The sequence below is a fragment of the Paenibacillus sp. TCA20 genome, from assembly GCF_000732325.1.
Taxonomy (GTDB): Bacteria; Bacillota; Bacilli; order Paenibacillales; family Paenibacillaceae; genus Paenibacillus; species Paenibacillus urinalis.
Map to the genome: position 1 here is coordinate 220,497 of NZ_BBIW01000006.1, position 12,254 is coordinate 232,750.

At 48.1% G+C, this 12,254-nt stretch carries 9 protein-coding genes; 1 reads left to right on the forward strand and 8 read right to left on the reverse strand.

Annotated features, from left to right (window positions below; translation table 11 throughout):
- Positions 1 to 61: 61 nt before the first annotated feature.
- From TCA2_RS13935 to TCA2_RS13950, 4 genes are all read right to left on the reverse strand, one after another.
- The gene (locus tag TCA2_RS13935) at positions 62 to 751 is read right to left on the reverse strand and encodes a CpsD/CapB family tyrosine-protein kinase (RefSeq protein WP_047912203.1); all 690 of its coding nucleotides are present in this window, start codon (positions 749 to 751) and stop codon (positions 62 to 64) included.
- Positions 732 to 1,481 (reverse strand): YveK family protein, encoded by a 750-nt coding sequence (locus TCA2_RS13940; protein ID WP_052511998.1) that lies wholly within the window; start codon positions 1,479 to 1,481, stop codon positions 732 to 734. Before TCA2_RS13940 ends, TCA2_RS13935 begins: the two co-directional genes overlap by 20 nt.
- 37 nt (positions 1,482 to 1,518) lie before the next feature.
- Entirely contained in the window at positions 1,519 to 2,277 is a 759-nt protein-coding gene (locus tag TCA2_RS13945) for a tyrosine-protein phosphatase (protein ID WP_047912204.1), read from the reverse strand.
- Positions 2,278 to 2,395: 118 nt separating this feature from the next.
- Entirely contained in the window at positions 2,396 to 2,827 is a 432-nt protein-coding gene (locus TCA2_RS13950) for a hypothetical protein (RefSeq protein WP_047912205.1), read from the reverse strand.
- A 223-nt stretch (positions 2,828 to 3,050) separates the two neighbouring features.
- Between TCA2_RS13950 and TCA2_RS13955 the strand changes: the two genes are divergently transcribed.
- Positions 3,051 to 3,422, forward strand: a complete 372-nt coding sequence (locus TCA2_RS13955; protein WP_047912206.1) for a helix-turn-helix domain-containing protein — start codon at positions 3,051 to 3,053, stop codon at positions 3,420 to 3,422.
- 246 nt (positions 3,423 to 3,668) lie between these two features.
- Here TCA2_RS13955 and TCA2_RS27190 read toward each other — a convergent pair whose 3' ends face one another.
- From TCA2_RS27190 to TCA2_RS13970, 4 genes are all read right to left on the reverse strand, one after another.
- On the reverse strand, positions 3,669 to 3,815 hold the full coding sequence (locus tag TCA2_RS27190) for a hypothetical protein (RefSeq protein ID WP_193746044.1): 147 nt from the start codon (positions 3,813 to 3,815) through the stop codon (positions 3,669 to 3,671).
- Positions 3,816 to 4,020: 205 nt separating this feature from the next.
- Entirely contained in the window at positions 4,021 to 8,616 is a 4,596-nt protein-coding gene (gene gltB, locus TCA2_RS13960; RefSeq protein ID WP_047912207.1) for a glutamate synthase large subunit, read from the reverse strand.
- A gap of 582 nt (positions 8,617 to 9,198) precedes the next feature.
- Positions 9,199 to 11,490 (reverse strand): YhgE/Pip domain-containing protein, encoded by a 2,292-nt coding sequence (locus TCA2_RS13965; protein ID WP_047912208.1) that lies wholly within the window; start codon positions 11,488 to 11,490, stop codon positions 9,199 to 9,201.
- Positions 11,491 to 11,658: 168 nt separating this feature from the next.
- Entirely contained in the window at positions 11,659 to 12,246 is a 588-nt protein-coding gene (locus tag TCA2_RS13970; RefSeq protein ID WP_193746045.1) for a TetR/AcrR family transcriptional regulator, read from the reverse strand.
- Positions 12,247 to 12,254: the final 8 nt, after the last annotated feature.

The following is a 12,254-nucleotide window of genomic DNA, read 5'->3' on the forward strand; positions in this document are numbered from 1 at the left end:
CCTGCAGTGATAGAGGTACAGCAGGCATTACCTGTTTAATGAGATCATTCCTATTAATTTATCAGCGTTCGCCGTAGTAATAGTAGTAATTGGACTGGTTCTTGCTAAGCTGTAAGTTGTTCAGCACCACTCCCAGAATTCGGGCATTCACATGTTCCAGATGGCCCTTCGCCTTCTTCACGAGATCCTTCTTCACTTTGCCTGAATTGACGACAAGCACAACACCATCACACAAGGAGCTGATAATCATTGCGTCCGTAACCGCAAGCACTGGCGGTGTATCGAACAATATAATGTCATACATTTCCTTTCGTTCTTCTAATAAAGCTGTCATCTTCTTCGACCCCAGCATCTCGGAAGGATTCGGAGGAATCGGTCCTGATGGCAGGACGTCCAGATTATGAACAGCGGTCTTTTGCAGCACTTCTTGAACCGGATACTGCGCTGCAATCGCACTGGATAGTCCGGCATGATTCGAGACTGTGAACACTTGATGCAAGGAAGGCTTTCTTAGATCCGTATCGATCAGCAGCACCTTCTTGCCTTCCTGTGCATAGGTCACGGCCAGGTTACTAACGGTTGTCGTCTTCCCTTCTCCCGATTGAGCGGAAGCCACCATAAGGACCTTGATCTGATCATCAATTGCTGAGAACTGGATATTTGTCCGCAGTGTTCTATAGGCTTCCGATATTGGCGCCTTCGGATTGACTGCAGTTACTAGATTATGCTGATTACTGGTTGACCGTGGCATAGTTCGCCTCACCTACCTGCCCTTGTGATATAGATGTATGATGTGATGACTTGACATCGTCCTTCTTGATTCTTGCGATGACGGCGACAACTGGCAATCCCAGCTCTCTCTCAAGCTCCGCTTCCGTCTTGAAGGTATCATCCAAATATTCAAGCAGGAATACGAGACCAACGGACAGCATCAAACCAACAACAAAACTGATTAATATGCTCATCATCAAATTAATATTCACAGGAGGGACATTTGCCTCGAGCGGTGCTTGGTTCAGGATTGTGACATTATCCACCTGCATGATGGTAGGAATCTCACGCTCGAATATTCTGGCGACGGCGTTTACGGTCTTGGCGGCCTTCTCATAGGAAGTCGCTGTCACTGCCAAATTCATAATCTGTGATTCGTTCGCAGCAGACACGGTAATCATGGAAGCTAATTCTTCCGTTGTAAAACCAAGATCAGGGTAAGCCTCCAGTACTTTATCTAAAATGGCAGAGGATTTAATAATCTCCGTATAAGAATTAATCAGCATGACATTCGTTTGGATCAGCGTATAGTCAAGCATTGCCGTTCCTTGTCTGTCATAGGTCTGGTTAACTATAATCTTGGCTTCGGCTGGATATTGAGGGGTCGTCATATAGGTCTTAACTCCTGCACCAATACATGCCACGATCACAATAATTGCAATAAGCCAAACCCTTTTTCGAATAATATTCATGTACTCCTTGAGTTCCACTTCTATTCCTCCTTCATTCATGTAGCGCGCGAAAGTCTTACCATGGAAGTATGCGGCGCCGTGTACTCACTGGTTCTGCAAGCTCTACCAACCTGTTATCCCATACTCTTCGCGCATTGGTTTGGAGCTGCTCTACCATTTCGAGCCCAAACCGTGATTCTAGTCGTTCATAGGCAGCCTGGAGCGCGAAACTGCGACGTTCTGTATCATGTGCGTCTGATGAAATGAAATGAAACCCATTTTGTTTGCAAAAATGAAAACACCATTTCTGAACTTTTCGACCGAAAAGCCCTAGGAACGATTGAGCGGTGATCTGACATAGTGCACCTTGACTCATATATTGCAAGAGTAATTCAGGCTCTCGCAGCAAGACAGCGTTACGCTCTGGATGTGCAATGATCGGGATGATATTGCGGACCTTCAGTTCGTGAAGCAGATTGGGAAAGAACGAAGGCACCTCTCGGCTCGGCAGCTCCAGCAGCATATATTTACTTGAAGCCAAGGTAAGAAGCTCCTCATTATTCAACAGATCGATAAGTCTGGGGTGAATTCGAATCTCCTGACCCGAGCGAACTTGTAACGGGATGTTATGTTCCCTGAGTTCCAAGTTAAACAACTGTACGGCTTCTTCCACTTGATGACTCGGATTATCGTGACTCACATTCAAGTGATGCGGGGTAGCAATAATCTTAGTGATCCCTGCTGCAACAGCAGCTTGTGCCATAGCCAGTGAACGCACCATGGATGTTGGTCCATCATCCAGACCAGGCAAGATGTGACAATGAATTTCAATCATACGTGTGCACCCTCAATACTATGTCCCCCCTCATCAAAATATGTTTTACACATTTATATTGGGGTCAAAGAACTAATGCAGGAACATGATAAATATAGTAAAATGGCGTTAGCACAGGCTAAGCCTGAGTATTAATCCGTGAATACGGATATGGTATGTCTTCGATTACGGTCCAAGCTTCCAGCTGCTTCTGGAAATAGGAATGTACCGGATACTGCAGCTGATAAATCATCTGATTCAACTGACCATATATATATAGTCTGTGTTCTTCATGAATATGTAACTTTGCATAATATAGGGTGAAACTTCCTAACTCCTGCTTCCACTGCAATGTACAATCGAGATGAATGACATTGTTCTTCTGACCTTCCAGTTCTAGCCCAACGAGAAGCTCAGGTACAGGAGGAATGATGAGATCGCTCAAGAAGTGAATGGACTTCTGATTCAACCCAAGAATAACAATGGGACGGCTCCTGCTGTTAATGACTTGCTCTTCATACTTGTGAATATACATACTTGCGTTAATACCCTGACTACTGACCTGTTTCATAGATTTCCATCCCTTACATATTGGCGATCCCAGGTATGAATGAATGAATCGGGGTCAAGGCTAGAAATGTGCGATAAAATGATACAATTTGTAACCTTGATGTATCCAATTTACGATACAAATCGTATCGTGTCAATAGATTTTTGGACACATCGTATCTTATATGACAAAGACAGCTAGATTCGGTAAACGTTCATTTAGTAACCAGGAGGAATAAAAATAGATGGATTACGGACACCGCATTGCAGAATTAAGAGAAAAAAGGGGCATGACTCAAGAGGAGCTCTCCAATGTGCTTGAGATTACGAGAGCTTCACTGTCTCACTATGAGAAGGGAAGGCGCAAGCCGGACTTTGAGACCCTCACCAAGCTCGCTGATACCTTCAATGTATCTGTCGATTATTTGCTTGGAAGAACGAGTCAACCGGAGATGGTGCTGGATGACGATGTGAGAGGATTTGTCGACGCACTGGAGCTCTCCGATCGGGAGGTACTGAATAAATTCGAGCTGATGATTGACGGCAAGCCGTTGTCAGAGGAAGAAGCACGGAGATTCATCGCCTTCGTACGAATGGAACGTAATATGGACTCCTGATCTTCGTTCTCGCAACCTGATCATTTAGTCCTATATCTATAATCATCATTGTAGAATTCTGACTGTAGTCCCTCGTTGTGAGGGACCTTTTTTTATGTTCAATATATCTCTTATGCCAGTTTTACAGAGGTAAGTTATCCACCCAGCAAACACCAACATTGCAAGCTGCGACATGAACTTCATACTTAAGGAATATATATCACAGCTCTTATTGTGATCACGCTCATCTCTTCCCTTATAACGATCTTATCTATCCTGAGGGGGAACAAGAGATTGCCATTTCTTCGGATCGATGCCGCATTGCTTCAAAACATCCACGATATCAAGCGGTTTCCTCGGGTTGTTCTGGTTCATCGGCTGATCATCGCTCCTGCTTGGATAATCCATGTTCATACCGGACAACCTCTCCTATACCTTTTTATATGTATGTTAAATTAACTAGACCTATTATACGAAATATTTCCTAGTAATGTTGTCGTCTCATGGCGGAATGTCAGGTTTTTGAGGTTCTAATTTTGTCGAATAAAAAACAGGACTTTATAGCGTCCTTCTTAAGTGAAGGTCCTGCTACAAAGTCCTGTTCTAGTTATAAGTTCAATTACTGACCAGAACGGGCCAGTTCTCGCATATTGGCTTCAAATGCGGCAAGCAATGCTGCATCACCTGTAAGTCCTTCTGCCTGTACCTTCTCGATCTGTTCAAGCATACGCTTGAAGTCCTTAGGAATGATACGTACGAAGCTGCCGACTTCCTGCTGCCAGTTGGCAAGAATCTGCTCACCACGGCTGCTGCCCGTGTACTGAACGTGGCGGCTGATCATACCACGCAGATCCTCTTCCTCAGCCGAGTCCTCTACACGCTCAAGCAGTACCATCTCAAGGTTCACACGTGACAGGATTGTGCCTTCTGGATCGTATACGTATGCAATCCCTCCAGACATACCTGCTCCGAAGTTGCGGCCTGTTCCGCCCAGGATGACAACACGTCCGCCGGTCATGTATTCACAGCCATGGTCACCCACGCCTTCTACAACCACACGCGCTCCTGAGTTACGGACTGCAAACCGTTCACCGGCGATTCCGTTAATGTACGCTTCACCGCTAGTCGCTCCATACAATGCTGTGTTACCGATAATAATGTTATCTTCTGCAGCAAAGGTTGCGCTTGGAGAAGGCTTCACGATCAATTTACCACCTGAGAGACCTTTACCCACGTAGTCGTTGGAGTCTCCTTCAACGGTGAGGGTCATTCCCTTAGGTACAAAGGCCCCGAAGCTTTGTCCTGCAGAGCCGACAAATTTGAATTGAATCGTATCCTCCGGTAGTCCAGCTGCGCCATATTTACGCGTCACTTCACTACCTAGGATGGTTCCGACTGCACGGTTCACGTTCGTAATCGGAAGTACGGCTTCAACCAGCTTACCGGATTCAATCGCAGGCGCAGCGAGTGGAACCAGCTTCTGCATATCCAGCGTCTCTTCGAGACCGTGATTTTGTTTCTGAATACGAGTTCGAGCAGAGTTCGCAGCATCAGCGACATGAAGCAGAGCCGATAGATCAATGCCTTTCTTCTTCCAATGCTCAGCTGCAACTTCCGCATCCAGACAGTCTGTGCGTCCTACCATCTCTTCAATGGTACGGAAGCCAAGCTCTGCCATAATCTCACGTGTGTCTTCCGCGACAAAACGCATGAAGTTCACGACATGAGCCGGATCACCCATGTAATTCTTCCGAAGCTGAGGATTCTGAGTAGCCACCCCTACTGGGCACGTATCCATCTGACATACACGCATCATAATACAGCCCAGAGCAACAAGCGGTGCTGTAGAGAAGCCATATTCTTCTGCGCCAAGCAGGGCAGCGACCACAAGGTCACGGCCGTTCAGCATCTTGCCGTCGGTCTCAATGACCACACGATCACGCAGATTATTCAGCATGAGCGTCTGATGCGTTTCTGCCAGACCGAGCTCCCACGGCATACCTGCATGTCTGATCGAGCCTTGAGGTGACGCACCTGTTCCGCCATCATATCCGCTGATATGAATAACATCGGCACGGCCTTTGGCTACACCGGCTGCAATTGTACCTACACCAGCCTCGGATACAAGCTTAACGTTAATATCTGCTCTTGGATTGGCATTCTTCAAGTCATAGATGAGCTCTGCCAGATCCTCGATCGAATAAATGTCGTGATGCGGTGGTGGAGAGATTAGTCCGACACCTGGTGTCGAGCCACGGACTTCCGCTACCCAGGGATATACTTTACGTCCCGGAAGCTGTCCACCCTCACCCGGTTTAGCCCCTTGAGCCATCTTAATCTGGATCTCATCGGCATTCACGAGATAGTTCGAAGTTACACCGAAACGTCCGGATGCAACCTGTTTAATCGCACTGCGGCGAGAGTCTCCGTTCGCGTCAGGCGTGAAGCGGGCTGGATCTTCCCCGCCTTCACCCGTATTGCTCTTACCGCCAATGCGGTTCATCGCAATCGCCAGATCTTCATGCGCCTCTTTACTGATGGAGCCGAAGGACATCGCACCTGTCTTGAATCGACGCATAATGGACTCAGCGGATTCCACTTCGGACAGTGGGATCGCCTCGCCATTCGGCTTCAGCTTCAGCAGGGAGCGAATGCTCAGCTTCTTCTCATTCTCGCCTTGAACTAATTTCGCATATTTTCTGTAGAGATTATAATCTCCCGTTCTTACTGCGTGCTGCAGTGTGTGAATCGTCTGCGGTGTGAAGAGGTGATCCTCTCCATCGTTACGCCATTGATACTCACCACCGGAATCAAGCACTTTATCGTTACCGTCTTTGTCCGTAAACGCACGGTTATGATGCACAAGTGCTTCTTCTGTCACTTCCTCGATACCGATACCGCCGATACGAGAAGGTGTCCAGGTAAAGTAGCGGTCTACAAAGTCACTATTCAAACCGACAGCCTCAAAAATCTGAGCTCCGCGGTAAGATTGAATGGTCGAGATCCCCATCTTCGACAGAATCTTAACGACCCCTTTGGTAGCTGCTTTGATATAATTCTTCACGGCTTTGTCATGAGAGATGCCGCGCAGCATGCCTTGCTGAATCATATCATCCAATGTCTCGAATGCGAGGTAAGGGTTCACTGCACTTACGCCGTAGCCGAGAAGGACTGCATAATGGTGCACCTCACGAGGCTCACCGGATTCAAGCAGGATGCTGACTTTGGTCCGTGTCCCTTGACGAATCAGATGGTGATGCAGACCCGATACGGCCAGCAATGCTGGAATGGCTGCATTCTCCGCATCCATACCGCGGTCAGACAGAATGAGTATATTATGCCCTTTCTCAATGACCCGGTCCGCTGCTTCGAACAGAACCTCCATTGCATTCTTCAGACCTTCGGCTCCCTCTTTGGCCGGGAAGAAGATCGGAATGGTCATGGAACGGAAGCCTGGTCTGCGGATATGACGGATCTTCGCAAATTCCTCATTGGACAAGATCGGAGTCGCCAGACGAATCTGTCTCGCACTCTCCGGTTCTGGAATGAGCAGGTTGCGCTCGGATCCGATCGTCGTCAGCGTCGAGGTTACGATCTCTTCACGAATCGCATCAATCGGCGGGTTGGTTACTTGGGCAAACATTTGTTTAAAATAGTTATAAAGTCGTTGAGGACGATCTGACAAAATCGCAAGCGGTGCATCATAACCCATGGAGCCTGTCGCTTCCATGCCTGTCGATGCCATCGGCTCAATGATCTTGCGCAGCTCCTCGAAGGTGTAACCGAATGCCAGCTGAAGCTGGTTCACGTTATCATGCTTCGGCTCCGGAAGCTCTGGAGCATCAGGAAGCTCGTGCAGATCTACCAAATGCTCGTCGAGCCATTCTTGGTACGGCTCTTCGGAAGCAATCTGTGCCTTCACTTCGCTGTCAGAAATAATGCGTCCTTCCTTGGTATCCACAAGCAGCATGCGTCCTGGACGCAGTCTGTCCTTGTACAAAATATCTTCAGGTGCAATATCCAGAACACCTACTTCTGAGGAAAGAACGATACGATCATCCTTCGTTACATAGTAACGCGCAGGACGAAGTCCGTTCCGGTCCAGAATAGCACCGATCTGCACACCGTCTGTAAAGGCCATAGCAGCAGGTCCATCCCATGGCTCCATAAGTGTGCTGTGGTATTCGTAGAATGCCTTCTTCTCTGCATCCATTCCTTCATCATTGCTCCAAGGCTCAGGAACCATCATCATGGCTACATGAGGCAGGGAGCGTCCGCTCAAATACAGAAATTCCAGTGTATTATCGAACATCGCCGTATCAGAACCGTCCGCATTAATGACAGGTCTCACTTTGGACAGATCATCCCCGAACACTTCACTCTCAAACAGCGACTGACGTGCATGCATCCAGTTCACGTTACCACGCATGGTGTTAATCTCACCGTTGTGAATCATGAAGCGGTATGGATGCGCTCTTTCCCAGCTCGGAAACGTATTCGTACTGAAACGGGAATGCAGAAGCGCCATCGCAGATTCAACACGCTCATCCTTCAGATCAAGATAGAACTGTCCTACCTGTTCTGTTGTCAGCATGCCTTTGTAAACAATCTTGCGGCAGGACATACTCGGGATATAGAAGGCGTTCGCATCCTTCACCTGATCCGAGTAGCGGATCGCCTGCTCTGCCCGGCGGCGAATTACATACAGCTTCCGTTCAAAATCAAGCTCATTCTGGATCCCTTCAGCACGGCCGATAAATGCCTGACATACATAAGGCTTCGCAGCCAGAGCCGATTCACCCAGCATCTCGTCATACGTCGGAACCTCACGAATTCCAAGGAACTCTTGTCCTTCCTCTTGAACGATCTGTTTCAGAATCGCAAGGTGCGAACTGCGAACCTCTTCATCATTGGAAGTGAAGATCATCCCTACTCCGTAATGACCCGCTTCAGGAAGGGCAAAGCCAAGGCGTACAGCCTCTTCTGCAAAAAAACGGTGGGGAAGCTGAATCAAAATTCCGGCTCCGTCACCCGAATTCGGCTCACTTCCCTGGCCGCCACGATGCTCCATATTGCTCAGCATCGTCAGGGATTGACTAACAATATCATGGGAAGGTACGCCTTTGATGTTAGCTACAAAGCCCATACCGCAAGCGTCTTTTTCGAACTGAGGGTCGTATAGACCCTGTTTAGGAGGTAATCCAGTCTGTCTCATGGAACGCAACCTTTCTATTACGAAAAATTTGGTGAACATCCGTGACAAAAGTGACCAACGAGGGGACAAGCAACATTTGGATGACAGCGCCGTAACAAACTTGTTTAAGATCCGCTCAGGCTCCCGCTGCCAGCTGATTTTGCATAAATAAAACACAGGGTAAAACCGTTTATAAGTATAGTTCTATCATTTTAACATCGACCTTACATCAGCGCAATTCAAAATTTCTATAGGTTTGATAATTTATCTTTTTGCATTACAGCTTTAGTGCATCGACGTTTATTACCAACATTTTTTTGGATATTTATTCATATCCGAGTGCAGTTCAGGACTCCTATTGTCCCTTCATGTTTTTTATTGTTCTTTATTATTTGCTCTCGCCTGTCACATTTGAATGGAGCATTTATCTAAAAATTTGTACAATCCCTCTATGTAAGCCCTACCATTTAGGACTAGTTCTATCAATCATAGATTCATATGTAACTAAAGGACCCTGGTATAATTTCAATAACAATAAAACAAAGCTGCATCCTATGTTAACTAGGACACAGCTTCGCTTGTGAATCATGCTTATAGTTAGAGCTAGACAGTCACAACATCTCCGCTGGTATGCTGTGCATCCTCTGTAACGGAGCCCTGTTTTCTTCGGCGTCCGCTCCACAGGAAATAGATCAGTGTCAGCAGCAGAGAGATACCGGCATATATTCCGAGTGTCGCCGCCTTATCCCACATAAGATTGAAGTTGCCGCTCATAATGACAGCTTTGTACCCGATCACACTGTGATACATCGGCAGCAGGGAGCTGATCGGCTTCATCCATTCCGGCAGCAGCTCGAGCGGGAACGTTCCGCCGCTAGTTGCCAGCTGGAATACGAGCAGTACGATGACAAGATAGCGGCCCACTAGATCAAGCCAGGTTACGAGCGCCTGAACAATCATCATGGAAGTAAAGCCAACGATAATCGAGAATACGTAGAACAGCGGTATACTCGCGACTTCGAGCTTCAAGCCATACAGCATGAAGGTTGCCAGGATCACTGCCTGCAGCACGCTCATTCCCCCAAAGGCAAGGAAGCGGCTTACAAACCGGCTCCACGGGCCCGCATCCGGTACACTTGTTTCTCGCATGTTCATAATAATGGTCGTAATCAGTGCCCCGACAAACAAACCGATGGACATAAAATACGGCGTGAGGCCTGTGCCGTAATTAGCTACACTTCGGGTCTCATCCTCGATCGTTTGGACAGGCTCAGCAAACATGCTGATCACTTCATCCGTCTGTTGCAGCTCAGAGGTATCTGACGCTGCATCCTTCAATTGGGTTGACAGCTCGCTCGAGCCATCCTTAATTTCACTCAGCCCATTGTGAAGCTTGCCGGCACCATCCGTCAGCTGAGCCGAGCCATCTGCCAGCGTTGTCACGCCCCCTGTCAATTCACCAATGCTGCTAAGCAGCGTGCCGGTTCCGGTATAGAGCTCTGATGCTCCCGCACGCAGAGTTTCTCCGCCGCTTGCGGCTTCAGACAGCTTCTCACCAAACAATGCCAGGTTGGAATTCAGCTCTCCTTGACCTTGTGCCAGCGTATCTGCACCCGCAAGCAGCTGCTCTTGGCCGGCTGCCAAGGCAGAGGCTCCAGATGCAAGCTCCTTGTGCCCCGAGAGAAGCTGCTGTGCACCTGCTGCAAGCTTCTCATTCCCTTGGTTCAAGGCCTGCGCTCCGCTGAGCAGCTGCTGATCTGCCGCATGAAGCTGTCCCGCTCCTTCGGCCAGTGACTGGCTAGCAGCAAGGAGCTTCTGCACTTCCGGACTCGCGGCAAGCTCGGGGTTCGACTCGGCCAATTGCTGAAGTCCTGCCGCAAGTGTCTCTGCCCCCGCTGCCAGCTGGCCGCTTGCTTCCTCCGCAGCGGAGAGTCCGCTGCTTAGCTGCGCACTTCCCTGCTTCGCGCCCTGCAAGCCTTCGTTTAGTGCACTGGCTCCCTGCTCCGCAGAAGCAAGACCTTCACTCAGCGCCGCTGCGCCATCTCGTGAAGAAGTAATGCCATCCTTCAGTTCCACAGCGCCGCTCTGTAATTTGCCTGAGCCTTCTTCCAGCTGACCTTCAGCCGTGACGAGCTGGTTCAAACCGGTCGACAGCTCATTAGCTCCTGTATGAAGCTGTCCCGTTCCGTCATTTAATGTCTTCACCCCGTCTGCCAGAGGATCCATTCCTTGCTGCAGCTCCAAGGTCCCCTCCGACAGCTTCTTCAGATTATCCTGGAGGGTCACAGCACCGTCATCGAGCTTAACAGCTCCTTCGTTAATATCCTTTGCTCCATCCCCTGCTTCACCAAATCCATCGGATGCTTCAGAGAACTTATCCAGCAGCGTTTCTGTATAGGACTCGGTTACAGCAGAAGATACCTGCTTGCTGATCTCCTTGATCGCCGTATTTCCGATCTGAGCCCCGACAAAGTTATAACTTCCGTTCGGTTCATAGATCAGTTCGGCCGGACTTGGCTTGTCATCAAGCAGTGTTGTCGCCCGGGACGAGAAATCCTCAGGAATCGTAATCTTCATGTAATACTTATTGTTATCTATGCCCTCCTGAGCTTCCTCATTATTGACGAACTGCCAGTCGAACTCGGGGTCCTCCTTCAGCTCCTCCATTAAATCCTGACCGATCGTAAGACTCTCGCCTTCAAAGTCGGCTCCCTTATCCTCATTCACCACCGCAATGGGCAGCCGCTCCAAATGATTGTACGGATCCCAGAAGGCAGTCAAGTAGATCCCTGTGTACAGAATCGGAATACAAATTACCGCAATGATGGGAATCAGTATTTTGGGATTCTTGACTGCTCTGAGTACATCTTTAGAAAAAACAGATAATGATTTCATTTCCCCTTACTCCTTCTCTATTATACGATTTGACCATAATCCTCATTCGGTCATTTCATTCGAAAAAAATAAACATTTCTATATCAGAGATGTTTGGTCTTTATAAACTTAATATAAATAAGCCGGCTTCCACTTCCTGCTGCGTGAATACCGGCCCTGACTGCTGAGCTATCCTACCGCTTCCTGCGACAGGCCGTTTACAAGAAATAGCTGAAGATATTGCTTGATCTCTTCCTTGCTTAGCGGTTCATTGATCCGATTCCAATCGGAGGTTAGCGCAATATACAGCTTGAACATAATAAAAGCGACAACCTTCGGATCACATGGCTTAATTTCACCTTTGTTCATTGCAGTAGTCAGCTGCTTCTCCAAATAGCCCGTAATAACTGCTTCTACCTTCTCATGACCAGCCTTCGCCTGCGCCGTACCGAATTCTCTGACTTCTTGAGACAGCTTGATGAGCAGCTCATGCTGCTTCCTGAACTCGAGCAGGGCATCAAGAATGCGATACAAATTCGTGACAAAGGTCTGTTCTGAATCTAGCTCCCTTTCTGCAAGCTCCTTCATCTCCAGAATAACGTCATGCAGAATCTCATCGAACAGCTCTTCTTTATTCGTAAAAAAAGTATAGATTGTGCCTTTCCCCACATTAGCAATCTTCGCTACCTGATCCATCGTCGTCGCTTTATATCCAAATAGAGCAAAGGACTGGGCTGCGGCCTGAACTATAAGCTTGCGGCGATTTACCTGTGCCAACATGTCTC

What these genes read in the sequence shown, in the direction of transcription:
- TCA2_RS13955 (WP_047912206.1), top strand. Translation starts at nt 3,051, where the DNA reads ATGGATTACGGACACCGCATTGCAGAATTAAGAGAAAAAAGGGGCATG.
- TCA2_RS27190 (WP_193746044.1), bottom strand. Translation starts at nt 3,815, where the DNA reads ATGAACATGGATTATCCAAGCAGGAGCGATGATCAGCCGATGAACCAG.
- TCA2_RS13935 (WP_047912203.1), bottom strand. Translation starts at nt 751, where the DNA reads ATGCCACGGTCAACCAGTAATCAGCATAATCTAGTAACTGCAGTCAAT.
- gltB (WP_047912207.1), bottom strand. Translation starts at nt 8,616, where the DNA reads ATGAGACAGACTGGATTACCTCCTAAACAGGGTCTATACGACCCTCAG.
- TCA2_RS13965 (WP_047912208.1), bottom strand. Translation starts at nt 11,490, where the DNA reads ATGAAATCATTATCTGTTTTTTCTAAAGATGTACTCAGAGCAGTCAAG.
- TCA2_RS13950 (WP_047912205.1), bottom strand. Translation starts at nt 2,827, where the DNA reads ATGAAACAGGTCAGTAGTCAGGGTATTAACGCAAGTATGTATATTCAC.
- TCA2_RS13945 (WP_047912204.1), bottom strand. Translation starts at nt 2,277, where the DNA reads ATGATTGAAATTCATTGTCACATCTTGCCTGGTCTGGATGATGGACCA.